Origin of the sequence: Limnohabitans sp., assembly GCF_031538885.1 — a bacterium.
Taxonomy (GTDB): domain Bacteria; phylum Pseudomonadota; class Gammaproteobacteria; order Burkholderiales; family Burkholderiaceae_C; genus Limnohabitans.
Map to the genome: position 1 here is coordinate 23,070 of NZ_JAVKLW010000061.1, position 18,090 is coordinate 41,159.

Here is an 18,090-nt window from a genome sequence, read left to right on the forward strand (position 1 = left end):
TCTTACGCCACCTCTTTGCGTGTACGTTGTTGCACCAAGTCCAGCACCTGTGTGGGCACTTGACCGATGGAGCCTGCACCCATGCACATCACCACATCGCCGACTTGGGCGTTGTCCGCAATGACTTGGGCCATTTTTTGAATGTCATCCACAAAGACCAAGGCTTCGTGGCCTGCCAGCCGCATGGCACGCGACAGCGCACGGCCATCGGCAGCGGCAATGGGGGTTTCGCCAGCGGCATAAATTTCCGACAACCACAACACATCGACGCGACCCATGACCTCGACAAAGTCTTCAAAACAGTCACGCGTGCGGGTGTAGCGGTGCGGCTGGAAGGCCAACACCAAGCGACGACCGGGGAATGCCCCACGCGCTGCCGCCAAGGTGGCTGCCAACTCCACAGGATGGTGGCCATAGTCTTCAATGAGGGTGAACGTGCCACCGTTTTTCGCAGCCACTTCACCATGGCGTTGAAAGCGGCGGCCCACACCCTTGAACTCGGCCAGCGCTTTTTGCAAAGCAACATCGGGCACATTCAGCTCCACCGCAATCGCAATGGCAGCTAAGGCATTGAGCACGTTGTGCTCGCCCGCCAAGTTGAGCGTGATGTCCAGGTCGGGCAAAGTCACGCCGTTGCGGCGCTGCACCGTGAAGCACATGCACCCGTTGTCGGCGCGCACATTCACCGCACGCACTTGCGCTTCTTCGTTAAAACCATAGCTGGTGATAGGACGCGACACCTCGGGCAAGATGCTGCGCACCGCGGCATCGTCAGTGCACAAAATCGCTGCGCCATAGAAAGGCATGCGGTGTAAGAACTCAATGAATGCCGCCTTTAACTTGTTGAAGTCGTGGCCATAGGTGTCCATGTGGTCGGCATCGATGTTGGTCACCACCGCCATCACGGGAAAGAGGTTCAAGAACGAAGCATCGGACTCATCTGCTTCCACCACGATGTAGTCACCTGAACCCAGCTTGGCGTTCGCGCCTGCGCTGTTGAGTTTGCCGCCAATCACAAAGGTGGGGTCCATGCCCGCCTCGGCCAACACACTGGCCACCAAGCTGGTGGTGGTGGTTTTGCCGTGTGTGCCTGCAATCGCCACACCTGTTTTCAAACGCATCAACTCAGCCAGCATCACCGCACGCGGCACGACGGGGATGAGCTTGGCGTGCGCGGCCACCACCTCAGGGTTGTCTGCATGCACAGCGGTGGAAGTTACCACCGCATCTACCCCCGCAATATGGCTGGCGGCATGGCCCACATGGGTTTGGATGCCCAAACTTTGCAAGCGCTTCAAGGCAGGACTGTCAGACAAATCAGAGCCAGAGATGACATAGCCCAAGTTCAGCAGCACTTCAGCAATGCCACTCATGCCTGCACCACCGATGCCGACGAAATGGATGTAACGAATGGCGTGTTTCATTTTTTATTTCTCTGCGCTGCGAGCTGCTCGCAAGCAGCCACGACGAGACGCACTGCATCGACTTGACGCACGGCATACGCCTTCTCAGCGCAAGCCAGCAAGGTGCGGCGTGTCATGAACTGCAAGCGGTCTGCCAAGTCTTGGACTTTCAAGTCGTTTTGTGGCATCAACCACCCGCCGCCTGCCTCAACGATGAAGCGCGCGTTGGTGGTTTGGTGATCGTCCACCGCGTGGGGGAATGGCACATAGATAGCCGCCACGCCCACCGCCGCCAACTCGGTCACGGTACTGGCTCCCGCACGGGCAACCACCACATCCGCATCGGCAAACGCTTGTGCGGTGTCGTCGATGAACGGTGTCAGTTCAGCATGTACACGCGCTTGTTCATACGCAGCACGCAAGGCGTCAATTTGTTTGGCGCCACTTTGGTGTGTGACGATGGGGCGTTGGTCGGCTGGCATCTTGGCTACGGCTTGGGGCACCACGGTGTTGAGTGCTTGCGCACCCAAGCTGCCGCCCACCACTACCACACGCAATGGGCCTGTGCGCTCGGCAAAGCGTTGCGCGGGGCCGGGTTGATTCACAAAACTATCCCGCATGGGGTTACCCACCCACTCCGCTTTGGGCAGCACATGGGGGAAGGCGCTGAACACGCGGTCAGCGACATGACTCAACACTTTATTGGCCATGCCGGCCACCGAGTTTTGTTCGTGCAGCACCAAGGGCTTGCCGCACAACACGGCCATCAGCCCCGCAGGGAACGTGATGTAGCCACCGAGGCCCACCACCACATCGGGTTTGATACGACGCATCACGCCCAAGCTTTGCCAGAACGCACGCAATAACTTAAAGGGCAGCAACGCCAGAGTTTTAAGCCCTTTGCCGCGCACACCAGCAAATTGAACCGCCTCGTAGGCGAAGCCACGCGGCGGCACCAGCTGGCTTTCCATGCTCGGCTCGGGCGCACCCAACCAATGCACGCGCCAACCTTGGGCGCGCAAAGCGTCAGCCACCGCCAAGCCGGGGAAGATGTGGCCGCCTGTGCCACCCGCCATGATGAGTGCAGTGCGTGGCTGGGTCATAACCTGCCTCCGTGCATCACAACTCTATTCTCAAAGTCCACGCGCAACACAACAGCAATCGCAATCAGGTTCAGCAAAATCGCTGAACCGCCATAGCTCATCAGTGGCAAGGTCAGGCCCTTGGTGGGCAACGCGCCGAGGTTCACACCCATGTTGATGAAGGACTGAAAGCCCATCCAAATGCCCACACCTTGTGCGACCAAGCCTGCAAACACACGCTCCATCGCAATGGCTTGGCGTCCGATGTACATGATGCGACGGGTCAGCCACATGAACAGGCCAATCACCGCGACCACGCCGACAAAACCAAACTCTTCACCAATCACAGCCAACAAGAAGTCGGTGTGTGCCTCGGGCAACCAGTGGAGTTTTTCAACACTACCGCCCAAGCCCACACCGAAAATTTCACCACGACCAATCGCGATCAGCGAGTGCGACAACTGGTAGCCCTTGCCCAGCGCATGCTCCAAGCTCCATGGGTCGAGGTACGCAAAGATGCGTTCGCGACGCCACTCCGACGACGCGATGATGAGAGCGAACACGCCAATCAGCGCCGCAGCAATCAAGAAGAACATGCGGGCGTTGACACCACCTAAGAACAAAATGCCCATGGCAATCACCGCGATCACCATGAAGGCACCCATGTCTGGCTCTGACAACAACAACAAGCCGACCACCGACACCGACACCCCCATGGGCGTGACTGCGGCGAAGAACTTTTCCTTCACCTCCATCTTGCGCACCATGTAGTTGGCCGCGTACAGCAACACGCCCCACTTGGCCAACTCCGAAGGCTGGAAGTTCATAAAGCCCAAGCCAATCCAACGGCGTGCGCCATTGACCGATTTACCGATGAACGGGATCAGCACCGCAATCAACAAAACAATGGCGGCCACAAACACCCAAGGCGCCATGCGCTCCCAGGTGTTGAGTGGGATTTGAAAAGCCAGCAACGCCGCCACAAACGCCACAAACAAGGACAGCGTGTGACGCAGCAAGAAATACGTTTGGGTGTAGCTGGCGCCCATGCGTGGGTTGTCTGGGATAGCAATGGATGCGGAATAGACCATGACCAAACCAAACATCAGCAAGGCAAAGGTGACCCACACCAGGGGTTGGTCAAACCCCTTCACATGCACAGGGGGAGATGCAGCGGTACGTGTGAACTCGGTGCCATGCACGCGCACAGGCAACGCGTCCATGCCCGTTTCGGGTTCAGCGCCCAAGAGCCGAGTAACAAACAGTTTCATGCGCAGCATGAACGGTGGTTTGGCGGAGATGGCCGTGTCGCTCATGCCATGCCTCCAGCCTCTTCCACCAAACGATGCACCGCGTTCACAAAGACTTCGGCACGGTGTGCGTAGTTGCGAAACATGTCCATGCTCGCACAAGCAGGTGACAACAACACGGCGTCGCCTGCGTGCGCTTGCTCGCTGGCTTTGAACACCGCTTCTTCCAAGCTAGCGGCATCGATCAACAAGGTGCCGCAGTGTTGCAGCACTTCGCGCAACACGGGTGCGTCACGCCCCATCAACACCACCGCACGCGCATAGCGCGCAACGGGTTCTTGCAAGGGCGAGAAGTCTTGACCCTTGCCATCGCCACCCAAGATGACAACTAAGCGATGGTCAGCACCCAAGCCCTTCAAGGCAGCCACAGTAGCGCCCACATTGGTGCCCTTGCTGTCGTCCACATATTCAACTCCGTTGAAGACGGTGACGGACTCCACGCGGTGTGGCTCACCCACATACTCGCGCAAACCGAACAGCATGGGGGCCAAATCACCACCCGCGCCACTGGCCAAAGCCAACGCGGCCAACGCATTGAGCGCATTGTGACGGCCTCGGATGCGCAAGGCATCGGCGGGCATCAAGCGCTGAATATGAATTTCTTCTTCGTCATCCTTACGACGCTTGCGGGTTTCGTCTGCCTCTAGGGCTCGCACCAGCCAGGTCATGCCATTGACGGTTTCCATGCCGTAGTCACCGGGACGTTGGGGTAAGTTGCCACCGAAAGTGATGTGCGCACGCACGTGAGGCTTTTGCAATTTCACGCGCACAGGCTCGGGCAGCATCGCCAGCACAGCGGCGTCTTCGCGGTTGAGTACCAACACACCTTGCTGGCCAAAGATGCGGGCTTTGGCTGCGGCATAGCCGTCCATGCTGCCATGCCAATCGAGGTGGTCTTGCGTGAGGTTGAGCACAGTAGCAGCCGTGGGTTCGAAGTTGTCCACGCCCTCCAACTGAAAGCTCGACAGCTCCACCACCCACACCTGCGGCAGGTACGGATGGTCAGCAGGCGGCGGTGGTGGCGGCACCAGCGGAGGTAAGTCCACCGCAAAGGCATCCGTGTCCGATGAATCGGGTTCAACCGTGTCTGCCTGTGGTTCAGCCTCGGAGCCGGTCAGCGCCATTTGCGATGCGGCATCGGTGTGTACCGCTGCTTCTCGTGCCAGTGCTGCTTCAGCCTCGAAGGCCATCTGTGCCGCGTGTGCCGTTTGGATTTTTTCGTGGGCCTCAGCGTCTGCTTTGGCTTGCTCCGCCAAGGCTTCATCTGCGGCTTGTGCTTGGGCGGCTTGGTCTAAGGCTTGCGACAAGGTGTCGAGCAAGGTCGGTCCGATATTGCCAGCCATGGCCACGCGCTTGCCCCCACGTGCGAGCAATTGCCCGGTCAACGAAGTGACGGTGGTCTTACCGTTAGTGCCCGTGACGGCCAAGACCTTGGGGTGATAGGCCATGCTGGTTTGCAAATCGCGCAAGGCTTGTGCAAACAAGGTCAACTCCGTGCCCACCCACAGGCCTGCGGTCACCGCAGCGTCCCACACGGGTGAGACTGACTCGGGATTCAAGCCAGGGCTTTTGAAAACTGCGCGCACCTCTTGGCCTTGCACCAACGCAGCCTCGAACGCACCCTGCACAAACTTCACCTGCGGTAGCTCGGTGTGCAAGACGGCCAAATGCGGCGGCTGGGCACGCGTGTCCACGACTTGCACTTGCGCACCCTGTCGCACGCACCAACGCGCCATGGCTAGGCCAGAGTCACCCAAGCCCAGAATCAGCACCGATTGGTTGTGGAGTTGCTGCATCTTCTTATCTCAGCTTCAAGGTAGACAGCCCCACCAAGCACAGCAGCATGGTGATGATCCAAAAACGCACGACCACTTGGGTTTCTTTCCAGCCGCTTTTTTCAAAGTGGTGATGCAGCGGTGCCATTTTTAAAATGCGACGGCCTTCGCCGTATTTCTTCTTGGTGTATTTGAAGTACATGACCTGCGCCATGACCGACAAAGCTTCGACGACAAAAATGCCCCCCATGATGGCGAGCACGATCTCTTGGCGCACGATCACCGCAATCGTGCCAAGCGCTCCGCCCAAGGCCAAAGCCCCGACGTCGCCCATGAACACTTGCGCCGGATGGGTGTTGAACCACAAAAAGGCCAAGCCTGCACCAGCCATGGCGGCGCAAAAAATCATCAACTCACCAGAGCCCGGGATGTGCGGGAAGAACAGGTATTTGGAATACACAGCACTGCCTGTCACATAGGCAAACATGCCCAGCGCCGACCCCACCATGACCACGGGCATGATGGCCAAGCCATCTAAGCCGTCCGTCAAATTCACCGCATTGCTAGAACCCACAATGACCAAGTAGGTCATGATGACAAAGCCAAACACGCCTAAGGGATAGCTCACTTCTTTGATGAAGGGCAAAAGCAAACCCGCTTTAGGCGGTAAGTTCACATCGAAACCGGACTTGACCCACGAGTAGAACAACTCTAGAACGCGCAGGTTGCTGCTTTCAGAAATGCTGAACACCAAGTACAAAGCAGCGGTCAGTCCAATGATGGATTGCCACATGTATTTCTCGCTTGAGGGCATGCCCTCTGGGTCTTTGTGTACCACTTTGCGCCAGTCATCGGCCCAGCCAATCGCGCCAAAGCCGAAGGTGACGATCATCACAATCCAGACAAAGCGATTGGACAAATCCGCCCACAGCAAAGTAGACACGGCAATGCCAATCAAGATCAACACGCCGCCCATGGTGGGTGTGCCGCTTTTGGCCAAATGCGATTGCATGGCGTATTCACGGATGGGTTGACCAATTTTGAGTGCCGTCAAGCGGCGAATCACGGCGGGGCCTGCGATCAAACCAATCAGCAGGGCTGTCAACGCCGCCATCACCGCACGGAAGGTGAGGTACTGGAACACGCGGAAAAAACCAAAGTCAGGCGAGAGGGTTTGCAGCCATTGGGCCAAGGTCAGCAGCATGGTGTCGCGTCCTTTGTGTTGCGATGACCCGTGCTGATCGCGTCAATGACGCGCTCCATTTGCATGAAGCGCGAGCCTTTGACCAGCATACTGCCGAGTTGTGGCAGCAGTTGCATCACCTGTTCGTTGAGCACCTGGATGCTGGGCAAATGCTGCGCATGCGCACCGCAGGCTTGGGCAGTGAAAGCAGCCAACTCACCCAAGCACAGCACATACTCAATGCCCATTTGTGCCGCGTGCAAGCCCACCTCTTGGTGAAACTCTGGGCCTTGCGAACCCACCTCACCCATGTCACCCAACACCAGCAAACGTGGCGCAGGCAACTCGGCTAACACGTCAATCGCAGCACGCACAGAATCAGGGTTGGCGTTGTAGGCGTCATCTACCACAGTGATATCGCGGCCTTGACACTGAATGCCAAAGGCGCGTGAGCGGCCTGTGACTGGCTCGAAACTGTTGAGACCTTGCGCGATCACATCCAGTGCTACGCCAGCGGCCAAAGCGCAGGCCGTCGCTGCCAGTGCATTGCCAACGTTGTGGCGTCCAGCGATGTGCAACTGGGTCCGCAGCACACCCGCAGGGGTTTGTGCTTCCACAGCCCAATGGTCGTTGCGCCAATCGACTGTGAGCAAGTACACCTCGGCCTCGCCTGTCATGGAAAAACGCAGGCAAGTGCGTGTACCCGCCAAGTCTTGCCACAAGGCGGTGTAGGCATCGTGAGCGGGGAACACAGCGATGCCGTGCGCAGGCAGGGCTTGGATCACTTCCCCGTTTTCTTGTGCCACGGCTTGCACCGAGGCCATGTACTCTTGGTGCTCGCGCTGGGCGTTGTTGACCAAGGCCACCGTGGCCTGCGTCATTGCGGCTAAGCATGCAATCTCACCAGGGTGGTTCATGCCCAATTCCACCACCGCACGGCGATGATGGGCACGCAAACGCAGCAAGGTTTGTGGCACGCCAATGTCGTTGTTCAAATTACCTTGTGTGGCCAAGGCATCGTCGCCCAAGTCTGCGCGCAAGATGCTGGCAATCATCTGGGTCACGGTGGTTTTGCCGTTGCTGCCCGTCACCGCAATCACAGGTAATGTGAATTGACGGCGCCAAGCTTTGGCCAATTGACCCAAGGCCATGCGTGTGTCGGCCACTTCCATGCCCGCTAACTGGGTCGCATCTAAGCCGCGGTGCGCCAAGGCGGCTGTGGCGCCAAGGGCAGCGACTTGCGGCAAAAAATCATGCGCATCAAAGCGCTCACCTTGGAGCGCAACAAACAAGTCGCCTGCTTGGCAGGTACGGCTGTCAGTGTGGACGCGTTGGATCGCTAAGTTGGCGTCGCCATGCATCTGTGTGCGCATAGATACATCCAACAACCATTGGTTGATTTGTTTCAGGCTCAAGTCCATGTCAGACATGGGTACTCCTGTGTGTCAAAGCGTCACGCGCATGGAGCACATCGCTGAAGGGGTGTTTCACCCCCGCAATGTCTTGGTAGTCTTCGTGGCCTTTGCCTGCAATCAGCACCACGTCTTGTTCGTGGGCTTGACGCACGGCTGTGGCAATGGCTTGCGCACGGTCAGGTATGACGATGGCGTTCTCTGCATGTCGCAGACCTGCCAGCATGTGATTCAAGATCGTTTGTGGATCTTCGCTACGGGGGTTGTCGCTGGTCAGCACCAGATGTTGGGCGTGTTGTTCTGCGGCAGCGGCCATCAAGGGCCGCTTGGCCGCATCGCGGTCACCGCCACAGCCCAACACACAGGTCAACGCACCACCCCGCGATTGGGCCAGTGGCAGCAAAGCTTGCACTGCTTGCGCCACTGCGTCGGGCGTGTGTGCGTAGTCCACCACGACCAAGGGTTCACTCACCTCGCCCACCACCTCCATGCGCCCAGGCACGGCAGGCAAAGCACGGCAAGCGTTGACGGCATCGACCAAGCGGTAGCCCATGGCGCGCAAGCAGGCAATGACACCCAGCACATTGCTCACGTTGTACTGACCCACCAAGTGGGTCTCGAGTGCATGGTTTTCACCACCTTCGGTGACATCAAAGCACAAACCACGCGCACCGTGTTGGATGCGCTGCGCCATGATGTGTTGACGCGCTGTCGTGCTGTTAGACATGCACGACACGGTCCACACCTGCACAGCGTGACGCGCTTGTAGTTGTGCGACCAAGGCGAGGCCTTGCGCATCATCCACATTCACCACGGCGGCTTGCAGGCTTGGCCAATCGAACAAGGCTTGCTTGGCTTGCCAATACGCATCCATGTCGCCGTGGTAATCCAAATGGTCTTGGGTGAAGTTGGTGAACATGGCGACGCGCACGTGCGTGCCGCCTAAGCGATGCTCGGCCAAGCCAATGGATGAGGCCTCGATGGCGCAAGCTTTCACGCCTGCATCCACCATGTCACGCAGGCGGGCTTGTAGCAGCACGGGGGCAGGGGTGGTCATGCCTGTGGCTTGGAGCTGCCCGATTTCGCCCACCCCCAACGTCCCCACAATGGCACAGCGCTGTCCTACGCTGCGTAAGGCATGCGCCAGCCACCAAGCGGTCGACGTTTTGCCGTTGGTGCCCGTGATGGCGATCATGTCGAGGGTCTGACTTGGCTGCTCGTAATACGCCGCAGCAATCGAGCCGCAGGCGGCTTTCAAGCCTTCATAGGTCGCTATGGTTTCGCCGGCATCCCATGCAAAAGCGTCTGCCCCGGATTGCTCGACCAAGCAAGCCTTGGCACCTTGCTGCAAAGCCGCCACGACAAACTGACGACCGTCGGCTGCACTGCCGGGCCATGCGATGAAGCCGTCGCCTGCACCCACTGCGCGGCTGTCGGTGCGCAGCACGCCTTGCACCTGCGTGCGCAACCACTGTGCGGCTTCTTGTGGGTGATGGAGCAACTTCATCAGAAGGAATCCTTTTCCACTTGCGTCACGACTTGGGGTTTGACCGCCATGTCTGGTTGCACGCCCATCATGCGCAAGGTTTGTTGCACCGTTTGACTGAACACGGGTGCTGCCACATCCCCGCCAAAGTAGGCACCATTGGAGGGCTCATCCACCATCACCGCGACCACGATGCGCGGGTTGTCAATGGGCGCAATGCCCACGAAGAAGCCACGGTATTTTTTGCTGGCGTAGCCTTTGCCCTCTACTTTGTGTGCGGTACCTGTCTTGCCACCGACTGAATACCCCATGGTTTGCGCCTTGGGCGCTGTGCCACCTTGGATGGTCACCATGTGGAGCATGTTGCGAATGGCTGCGGCATTGTGTGAAGAGTAGACGCGTGCGCCATTGAGGGTGGGCTGATTGGTTTTGATCAAACTCACAGGCACCATCTCACCATCATGCGCAAACACGGTGTAGGCCTGCGCCAATTGAAACAAACTGGCCGACAGACCATAGCCATAACTCATGGTGGCTTGCTCAATCGGACGCCATGTTTTGTAAGGGCGCAATCTGCCAGCCACAGAGCCTGGGAACGGCACTTGGGGCTTTTGACCCAAGCCCACCTGCGTGAAGACTTCCCACATGTCATGGGGTTGCATCTGCATGGCGATCTTGACGGTGCCCACGTTGCTGGATTTTTGGATCACTTCATTGACACTCAAAACACCGTGGGGGTGTGCGTCGGTGATGGTGGCAGTGCCCATTTGCAGTTTGCCGGGTGCGGTTTGAATCAAGGTCTCTGGCTTGACAATGCCTTTTTCCAAAGCCAAGCCCACCACGATAGGTTTCATGGTGGAGCCGGGCTCAAAGGTGTCGGTCAATGCACGGTTACGCAATTGCGCACCGCTCAAGCTGCCACGCTGACCAGGTGAATAGCTGGGGTAGTTGACCAAAGCCAAGACCTCGCCTGTTTTCACATCCAACACCACCACACTGCCTGCGGCGGCTTTGTTGGCGATGACGGTTTCTTTGATTTTTTCGTAGGCAAAGTACTGCACCTTGCTGTCGATGCTCAATTGCAAGTCTTGACCATCAATGGGCGGCACCATTTCACCAATGTCTTCCACCACACGACCCAGACGGTCTTTGATCACACGTCGTGACCCTGCTCGGCCACCCAAGTCTTTGTTGAAGGTGAGCTCCACACCTTCTTGGCCCAAGTTCTCGACATTGGTGAAGCCCACCACGTGAGCCACCGATTCTCCCTCTGGGTAAATGCGCTTGTACTCTTTGCGGTCGTACACGCCTTTGATCTTGAGTGCTGCAATGTCTTTGGCCACTGACTCGTCCACTTGACGCTTGAGCCACACAAAAATTTTGTCTTCGTCTTGCAGCTTTTTTTGAAGCTCCGCCCCAGTCATGCCCAACAACTTGGCCAAGGCTTTGAGCTTGACAGGGTCGCGTTCAATGTCTTCGGGATTGGCCCAAATACTAGGCACCGGCACGCTAGACGCCAAGATGTTGCCACTGCGATCCAAGATGCGGCCACGGTTGGCAGGCAAGTCCAAGGTGCGCACAAAACGCACCGTGCCTTGACGTTTGAAAAATGCGTTATCAATCACTTGCACATAAGCCGCACGCGCAACCAACCCCAAGAAACCAGCCGCAATGACGGCCACGATGAACTGACTGCGCCAGATCGGCGTCTTGCTGGCAAGCAAGGGGCTAGAGGTGTATTGCACGCTGCGGCTGCTCATGGGTGCACCTCCGCAGAAGCCGGTGTCACGACACCATTCACCGTGGCGTACTGTGTGATGGCAGGGGTGATAGTGCGCATGTGCAACTGTTCACGCGCCAGTTTTTCCACACGCAAGGGTGTGGCCTGTGCGCGGCGCTCCACATCCAAGCGGTCATTGTCAACTTCGAGGCGTCGCGCCTCATTCGTGGCACGGTCAATCTCTGTGGTGAGGGAGCGTGATTCATACTGTGTGCGCACCAAGTACAACGCACTCGCCAACACAGCCAACATCAAGAGGACGCTGACGCGGCTCATGTCTTCGCCCCTAGGCGCTCGGCCACGCGCATGATGGCGCTGCGCGATCGCGGGTTACCCGCCACCTCAGCCGCACTGGGCTTAACGCGATCAATCGCTTTGAAGTCCATCACTTTGGGCGTCGCAAAAGGCGCCCGGCGGTCATACACCTCACGCGCGTGCTGCGTGATGAACTGCTTGACGATCCGGTCTTCCAAGGAATGAAAACTGATCACAGCCAATCGACCTCCGGGACGCAAGACTTGCAACGAAGCGCTCAGCGCTTGTTGCAACTCCTCAAGCTCGGCATTGATGAAAATCCGAAAAGCCTGAAATGTGCGCGTTGCAGGATCCTTGCCCGGCTCGCGGGTTTTGACCGTGTCAGCCACGAGCTGGGCCAGTTCAGAAGTGGATGTAGGCACGCCCCGTTCTTGTCGGCGAGCATCAATCGCCTTTGCAATCTGTAAAGCAAACCGTTCCTCGCCATATTCACGTATCACCTCCGCCATGTGTTGGACTTCTGCCTCGGCCAGCCACTCGGACACACCCTGGCCACGGGTGGTGTCCATGCGCATATCCAAAGGACCGTCGTGTCGAAAAGAGAACCCGCGTGCTGGGTTGTCGATCTGGGGTGAGCTCACACCCAAATCCATCAGCACACCGTCGATAGAGCCCGCCTCCAACTCGCCCAAGTGCGTGAAGCCAAGGTGTCGAATCGAGAAACGCGAGTCTTGAATTTGCTCGGCGGCGGCAATCGCGTCGAGGTCTTTGTCGAAGGCAATCAAACGCCCCTGGGGCGAGAGCTTGGACAGGATCAGACGGGAATGCCCACCACGACCAAAGGTCGCGTCCACATAAGTACCGTCTGGCTGGATGTCGAGGGCATCGACAGCTTCGCGCAGGAGGACGGTGGTGTGCTGCCATGGCGTGTCCACCGTCATCCTTTAAAAAGAAAATTCCTTGAACACATCGGGCATCTCGCCCTGCATGGCTTGGGCTTCTTGCGCCTCGTAAGTCGCCTTGTCCCAGAGTTCAAAGTGGTTACCCATGCCAAGCAGCATGGTGTCTTTGCTGATGCCCGCTGCCGCGCGTAACTCGGGCGAGATGAGGACACGGCCTGTGCCATCCATCTCCACATCCATCGCATTGCCTAAGAAGATGCGTTTCCACCATTGCGCACTCATGGGCAAAGAGGCAATGCGTTCGCGAAACTTCTCCCACTCGGGGCGAGGAAAAATCATCAAACAACCGTGAGGGTGGCGCGTGATGGTGAGCTGCCCAGCGGCCGTCGCACTTAAGACGTCGCGATGCCTTGTCGGTACCGATAAACGACCTTTGGCGTCGAGACTCAGCGATGAAGCACCCTGAAACACGTTGGCAACCTTTTCTACAAGCAAACAGAACAAACAAACCGCGCGAAAAGCATCAAAAGCACTTCTCACCACTTAATTGCACTTATTTGCACTGTAGCAGGAAAATCTGCCTAGAACATCTGAATATAGATTTTTTTCAATAAAATCAACAACTTACAGTGCTTTTAAGTTCTACATCTAAGACTAAAAATCGTTATAAATTAAGTACTTAGAGAAGGCACTAAAAGTGGCTTATGAAGAGAAATGACATAAAAAAAGCAGGCGGATAAGCCTGCTTTTTTAAAAGATTCTGGGGTTTTACCCATCAATCTCCAAACATGCGCTGCTTAATTTCGCGACGTTCTTGCGCTTCCAGCGACAAACTGGCGGTTGGGCGGGCCAACAAACGGCCCACGCCGATGGTCTCACCGGTTTCGTCACAGTAACCATAGTCACCGCTGTCGATGCGCTGAATGGATTGTTCGATCTTCTTGAGCAATTTGCGTTCACGGTCGCGTGTGCGCAATTCCAAAGCGTGTTCTTCTTCGATGGTGGCTCGGTCGGCAGGGTCAGGCACGACCACGGTGTCTTCACGTAAATGCTCAGTGGTTTCGCTGGCATTGCTGAGCACTTCGTTTTTCAACTGCACGAGCTTGAGCCGGAAAAATGCCATTTGCGTGTCATTCATGTACTCGCCGTCAGGCATGGCGATGATTTCTGCATCGCTGAGTTGGTCGGCTTTCTTGGTCTTCCAGTTATTGGCAAGCTTGGCGTCTTTTTTAGGTATCACAGGAACAATGGTTGGCGCGGCAAGTGCCGTCATGGGCATAAAGCTATTCTTGGCTGCGTTGGATGCAACCACTTGAGCTGGCGGGGGTGGTACCAACGCCGCCATCTTGGCAGCTCTGGAGTTTTTCTTGTGCACCACAGGGGTATAGCCGGGAATGATGGGGGTCACGTGCACGATGGGTGTAGGTGCAGCCACCACTTTGACTTTGGGTTCTTTGGCAGGCTTGGCTGCTTTGACCACAGGTGCTTTCGCAGTTGGAGGGCTCTTAGCGGGCGCAGCTTTCACTGCGGGTTTAACGGGTTTGGCGGCTTTAGGTGCTGCCTTCGCTGCGACTTTGGCTTGGGGTTTAACAGCCGCCTTTTTGGCAACCGGGTTAGCAGCAACTTTCACAGGGGCTTTGGCCTTGATGGGCGCTTTGACGGACACCTTCACGACCTTGGCAGGCGCTTTTTTAGCCCCTACTTTCTTAACAGGTGTAACAACCTTCTTGGCGACCGCTTTTTTAGCAACGACTTTAGACGCTGTTTTGGAAGCGACAGACTTTTTGGCCGTCGCCTTTTTAACAACCACCTTCTTAGCAGCCGCAGCCTTCTTGGCCACAGGCTTAGTCGCTGGCTTGGCAGCCTTTGTAGGGCTCTTCACCGCCACAGGTTTTTTCACAATTTTTTTCGCACCCGCTTTGGGCGTTGCAACTGCTTTAGCCGCTTTCTTAGCGGGAACAGGCTTCTTAGAAACGGTTTTCTTGGATTTAGCGTTCACGTTCACTGAGGGTCTCCTAGCGGCCACTGGCAACACGGATGTATTGGCGAGTCTGGCGCGCGGGATTGTAGCCACAATCCTCAGAGCTTCGTCAACTTAGAGAAAACTAACAAGATTTATCAAACCAAGGATTGGTCAAGACCTTGAATCAGAATGTTCTTTGGCAGGTCGATGCCAATGAACACCATCTTGCTGATGCGTTCTTCGCCCTCAGCCCAATCGGCACCTAAGTCGCTGCCCATCAACTGGTGCACACCTTGGAAGATCACCTTTTTCTCGGTACCCTTCATATTCAGTACGCCTTTGTAGCGCAGCATCTTGGGGCCGTAGATATTGACGATGGCGCCCAAAAAATCTTCCAATTTAGCGGGATCGAACTGGCGCTTGGACTTGAAGACAAAACTCTTCACATCGTCGTCATGGTGGTGATGGTGGCCGTGGTCATGTGAATGGCCATGCTTGTGCGAGGGATGGTCGCAATGCTCGCCATCGTGGTGGTGATGGTCGTCGTCCGACAAGAAATCGGGGTCGATGTCGAGCTTGGCGTTCAAGTTAAAGCCGCGCAGATCAAACACCTCGGACAAGGAGACTTCACCAAAGTGCGCTACTTTTTGTGGGGCGCGTGGATTCATGTGCTTGAGACGGTGCTGTAAAGCGTCCAGCTCGGCGGGCGACACGAGGTCGGCCTTGCTGATGAAGATTTGATCCGCAAAGCCCACTTGACGACGTGCTTCTTGGCGGTCATTGAGTTGTTGAGCTGCGTGTTTGGCGTCCACCAAGGTGAGGATGGAGTCAAGCAAAAAACTCTCAGCAATTTCGTCGTCCATGAAAAAGGTTTGCGCCACAGGGCCTGGGTCAGCCAAGCCGGTGGTTTCGATCACCACGCGGTCAAAGTCCAGCAAACCCTTGCGCTTTTTAGCGGCCAACAGTTGCAAGGTGGTGCGCAAGTCTTCGCGGATGGTGCAACACACGCAGCCGTTGTTCATCTGAATGATTTGCTCGTTGGTGTCGGACACCAAGATTTCGTTGTCGATGTTTTCTTCACCAAACTCGTTTTCGATAATGGCAATTTTTTGACCGTGGGCCTCGGTCAACACGCGTTTGAGCAAGGTGGTTTTGCCCGAGCCCAAAAAACCAGTCAGGATGGTGGCGGGGATCAACATAGAAGAGCAGCCTTATTTTTAAACATTTGAATCAATCAATGATTGTCGCCGAGCTAGCCTGTTGAACCAGCGCTGCCGCTTTGATGACCACCAAGCCCTTGAGGTATTCGCCTTCGGGGAAGGTCAGCGTCATGGGATGGTCGGGCGCGCCTTGCATGCGCTCGCTGATGTAGCCATCAGAGGGCGCATCGATGCCCGCCGAGGCCACAATTTTGTGGAACAAGTCTGCACTGATGCCACCTGAGCAGCTGTAGGTGAACAACACGCCACCGGGCTCCAACAACTTGAACGCCAAACGGTTGATGTCTTTGTAGGCGCGCGCCGCGCGATCGGCATGCGCGGCAGACGGCGCAAACTTAGGCGGGTCGAGCACGATGGCGTCAAACGTTCGACCTTCTTGAATGAATTGACGCAACGAAGCATTCACATCGGCATCCATCATGGTGGTGCGTGTGGCGTCAAAGCCGTTCAGCGCCACGTTGGCTTTGGCCAGCTCAATGGCTGGGCCAGATGAGTCGATCGACGTCACATGCGCCGCACCGCCAGCCAAAGCGGCCACAGTAAAGCCACCTGTGTAGCAATAGCAATTGAGCACGCGCTGAAACTGCAAGCGACGGGCATAGTCTGCAAACTTCTTGCGACTGTCTCGTTGGTCTAAATAAAAGCCCGTCTTATGCCCCTCGGCCACATCCAGCGACAGCTGCCAATCGTGTTCGCGCAGCAGCACGCCAGTGGCACCTTCGCCGCGCAACCAGCCGGTCACTTCAGGCAAGCCTTCGAGCTTGCGCACGTTCGAGTCTGAGCGTTCATAGAGTTGAGTCAGGCCTGTTTGCGCCAACAGCGCATCCGCAATCACGCCCTTCCAGCGCTCGGTGCCACACGACAAGAACGACGCCACCAAGATGTCGCCATAGCGGTCCACGATGAGGCCGGGTAAGCCATCGGACTCACCATGAATCAAACGCACGCCATTGCTTTGGATGTCAAAGCGGCTGCGCGCGGCAATGGCGCGAGCGATGGAGGCTTTGAAAAACGACACATCAATGCGCTGACCCTCGTCAAAACTCCAAATTCGTGCGCGAATTTTGGAGGCAGGGCTGAACGAGGCCCAGCCAAGGAACTTGCCATCATTGGCTTCCACCCGCACGGTTTCGCCCGCATCGCCACTGCCTTTGGCAATGGCACTGTCAAAAATCCACGGGTGGCGGCGCAAGGCAGAGCGTTCTTTGCCTTCTCTGAGTTTGATAGTTTTCATTGACTCAATTGTCGTTTGAGTCGTTAGGGGTTTGGCTTGTGCTTTACGGTTTATTTCGCTTCGCTTCGCCACGTCACGTACCAGGGCCCGCTGCGCCAGCCCCATCCCTGACTTGGACCGGAGCGGCATCAAAGAGGCGTTACTTCTTCCGAGCCCGCGGATGCGCCGAGTCATACGCTTGCGCCAAATGCTGAAAGTCCAAGCGTGTGTACACCTGCGTGGTGGTGATGTTGGCGTGACCTAGCAGCTCTTGCACACCGCGCAAATTTTGGCTGGACTGCAACACATGGCTGGCAAACGAGTGGCGCAGCATATGGGGGTGCACGGGTGTGGACAAGCCCGCCTTCAAGCTGCGCTGACGCAAGCGCTGCCACACGGCTTGAGCGGTAAGGCGCGTGCCATTGCAGCCAATGAACATAGCGGTTTGGTCGGCAGTGGCAGGTGTGAGGCATTGGTCGCGCACGGCCACCCATGCTTGCATAGCCTCTCGTGCTTTGCCGCCCACGGGCACACTGCGACGCTTGCTGCCTTTGCCCAACACATGAGCTTCGCCGCTGTCAAAGTCAATCCAGCCTTTGGCTTGTGCGCCCGCTTGCACGTCTAGGCCGACCAGCTCGCCCACACGCAAACCACAGCCGTACAGCAACTCCACCAGCGCGGCGTCGCGGCACTCGAGCCACGGGTCTGCGGCATCGGGGGCGGCGTGGTACTCGGCCAGTTGCACGGCGTCGTCCACGCTCAGGGCTTTGGGCAAGGGCTTGGGGACTTTGGGGGCGCGCACGTCTTGCACTGGGTTGCTGCTCACCAAGCCTTGATGACCTAACCACACATAAAACCCGCGCCAACCTGAGAGGATGAGTGCAATGCCACGCCCGCTGCGGCCACCACTGTGCATGTGCGAGACCCAGCGGCGAATGTGGGTGCTTTGCACCGCCTCTAGCGCCACGTTCGCTTGCGCCGCATACGCGGTGAGCTTTTCAAGGTCTAAGGTATAGAGCGTGACCGTGCGATCGGCCAAGCGCTTTTCATAACGCACATGGTCAAGATAGCGGGCGACCAAGCTCATGGTGATGGGGGGATGCTGT

Annotated in this window: 15 protein-coding genes; all 15 read right to left on the reverse strand. The window is 57.1% G+C overall.

Annotated features, from left to right (window positions below; genetic code table 11):
- Window positions 1-2: 2 nt before the first annotated feature.
- Entirely contained in the window at window positions 3-1,424 is a 1,422-nt protein-coding gene (murC, locus tag RMS03_RS04700; protein ID WP_310625940.1) for a UDP-N-acetylmuramate--L-alanine ligase, read from the reverse strand.
- On the reverse strand, window positions 1,421-2,506 hold the full coding sequence (gene murG / locus RMS03_RS04705; RefSeq protein ID WP_310625941.1) for an undecaprenyldiphospho-muramoylpentapeptide beta-N-acetylglucosaminyltransferase: 1,086 nt from the start codon (window positions 2,504-2,506) through the stop codon (window positions 1,421-1,423). The genes murC and murG overlap by 4 nt, the downstream gene beginning before the upstream one ends.
- The gene (gene ftsW, locus RMS03_RS04710) at window positions 2,503-3,756 is read right to left on the reverse strand and encodes a putative lipid II flippase FtsW (RefSeq protein WP_405023499.1); all 1,254 of its coding nucleotides are present in this window, start codon (window positions 3,754-3,756) and stop codon (window positions 2,503-2,505) included. Before ftsW ends, murG begins: the two co-directional genes overlap by 4 nt.
- 41 nt (window positions 3,757-3,797) lie before the next feature.
- The gene (gene murD / locus RMS03_RS04715) at window positions 3,798-5,591 is read right to left on the reverse strand and encodes a UDP-N-acetylmuramoyl-L-alanine--D-glutamate ligase (RefSeq protein WP_310625942.1); all 1,794 of its coding nucleotides are present in this window, start codon (window positions 5,589-5,591) and stop codon (window positions 3,798-3,800) included.
- Between the two features lie 4 nt (window positions 5,592-5,595).
- Window positions 5,596-6,774: a phospho-N-acetylmuramoyl-pentapeptide-transferase gene (gene mraY / locus RMS03_RS04720; protein ID WP_310625943.1), complete on the reverse strand. Its 1,179-nt coding sequence runs from the start codon at window positions 6,772-6,774 to the stop codon at window positions 5,596-5,598.
- A complete protein-coding gene (gene murF / locus RMS03_RS04725; protein WP_405023498.1) occupies window positions 6,765-8,183 on the reverse strand; it encodes a UDP-N-acetylmuramoyl-tripeptide--D-alanyl-D-alanine ligase in 1,419 nt (472 codons plus the stop codon). The genes mraY and murF overlap by 10 nt, the downstream gene beginning before the upstream one ends.
- Window positions 8,176-9,672, reverse strand: a complete 1,497-nt coding sequence (locus RMS03_RS04730) for a UDP-N-acetylmuramoyl-L-alanyl-D-glutamate--2,6-diaminopimelate ligase (protein WP_310625944.1) — start codon at window positions 9,670-9,672, stop codon at window positions 8,176-8,178. Before RMS03_RS04730 ends, murF begins: the two co-directional genes overlap by 8 nt.
- Window positions 9,672-11,411, reverse strand: coding sequence for a penicillin-binding protein 2 (locus tag RMS03_RS04735; RefSeq protein ID WP_310625945.1), 1,740 nt, complete (start codon window positions 11,409-11,411; stop codon window positions 9,672-9,674). The genes RMS03_RS04730 and RMS03_RS04735 overlap by 1 nt, the downstream gene beginning before the upstream one ends.
- A complete protein-coding gene (ftsL, locus tag RMS03_RS04740) occupies window positions 11,408-11,707 on the reverse strand; it encodes a cell division protein FtsL (protein WP_310625946.1) in 300 nt (99 codons plus the stop codon). Before ftsL ends, RMS03_RS04735 begins: the two co-directional genes overlap by 4 nt.
- On the reverse strand, window positions 11,704-12,621 hold the full coding sequence (rsmH, locus tag RMS03_RS04745) for a 16S rRNA (cytosine(1402)-N(4))-methyltransferase RsmH (RefSeq protein ID WP_310625947.1): 918 nt from the start codon (window positions 12,619-12,621) through the stop codon (window positions 11,704-11,706). Before rsmH ends, ftsL begins: the two co-directional genes overlap by 4 nt.
- Before the next feature lie 9 nt (window positions 12,622-12,630).
- Entirely contained in the window at window positions 12,631-13,059 is a 429-nt protein-coding gene (mraZ, locus tag RMS03_RS04750) for a division/cell wall cluster transcriptional repressor MraZ (RefSeq protein ID WP_310625970.1), read from the reverse strand.
- Between the two features lie 304 nt (window positions 13,060-13,363).
- On the reverse strand, window positions 13,364-14,587 hold the full coding sequence (dksA, locus tag RMS03_RS04755) for an RNA polymerase-binding protein DksA (RefSeq protein ID WP_310625948.1): 1,224 nt from the start codon (window positions 14,585-14,587) through the stop codon (window positions 13,364-13,366).
- Window positions 14,588-14,706: 119 nt separating this feature from the next.
- Window positions 14,707-15,750, reverse strand: a complete 1,044-nt coding sequence (locus RMS03_RS04760) for a GTP-binding protein (RefSeq protein WP_310625949.1) — start codon at window positions 15,748-15,750, stop codon at window positions 14,707-14,709.
- Window positions 15,751-15,781: 31 nt separating this feature from the next.
- The gene (locus RMS03_RS04765) at window positions 15,782-17,005 is read right to left on the reverse strand and encodes a class I SAM-dependent methyltransferase (RefSeq protein ID WP_310625950.1); all 1,224 of its coding nucleotides are present in this window, start codon (window positions 17,003-17,005) and stop codon (window positions 15,782-15,784) included.
- Window positions 17,006-17,144: 139 nt separating this feature from the next.
- Window positions 17,145-18,071, reverse strand: coding sequence for a tyrosine recombinase XerC (locus RMS03_RS04770; RefSeq protein ID WP_310625951.1), 927 nt, complete (start codon window positions 18,069-18,071; stop codon window positions 17,145-17,147).
- Between the last annotated feature and the right edge of the window lie 19 nt (window positions 18,072-18,090).

Excerpts from the sequence above, each read along its gene's own strand:
- RMS03_RS04770 (WP_310625951.1), bottom strand. The coding sequence starts at position 18,071 with ATGAGCTTGGTCGCCCGCTATCTTGACCATGTGCGTTATGAAAAGCGC.
- ftsW (WP_405023499.1), bottom strand. The coding sequence starts at position 3,756 with ATGAAACTGTTTGTTACTCGGCTCTTGGGCGCTGAACCCGAAACGGGC.
- RMS03_RS04735 (WP_310625945.1), bottom strand. The coding sequence starts at position 11,411 with ATGAGCAGCCGCAGCGTGCAATACACCTCTAGCCCCTTGCTTGCCAGC.
- murC (WP_310625940.1), bottom strand. The coding sequence starts at position 1,424 with ATGAAACACGCCATTCGTTACATCCATTTCGTCGGCATCGGTGGTGCA.
- murD (WP_310625942.1), bottom strand. The coding sequence starts at position 5,591 with ATGCAGCAACTCCACAACCAATCGGTGCTGATTCTGGGCTTGGGTGAC.
- mraY (WP_310625943.1), bottom strand. The coding sequence starts at position 6,774 with ATGCTGCTGACCTTGGCCCAATGGCTGCAAACCCTCTCGCCTGACTTT.
- RMS03_RS04765 (WP_310625950.1), bottom strand. The coding sequence starts at position 17,005 with ATGAAAACTATCAAACTCAGAGAAGGCAAAGAACGCTCTGCCTTGCGC.
- RMS03_RS04760 (WP_310625949.1), bottom strand. The coding sequence starts at position 15,750 with ATGTTGATCCCCGCCACCATCCTGACTGGTTTTTTGGGCTCGGGCAAA.
- RMS03_RS04730 (WP_310625944.1), bottom strand. The coding sequence starts at position 9,672 with ATGAAGTTGCTCCATCACCCACAAGAAGCCGCACAGTGGTTGCGCACG.
- murG (WP_310625941.1), bottom strand. The coding sequence starts at position 2,506 with ATGACCCAGCCACGCACTGCACTCATCATGGCGGGTGGCACAGGCGGC.
- ftsL (WP_310625946.1), bottom strand. The coding sequence starts at position 11,707 with ATGAGCCGCGTCAGCGTCCTCTTGATGTTGGCTGTGTTGGCGAGTGCG.
- murF (WP_405023498.1), bottom strand. The coding sequence starts at position 8,183 with ATGTCTGACATGGACTTGAGCCTGAAACAAATCAACCAATGGTTGTTG.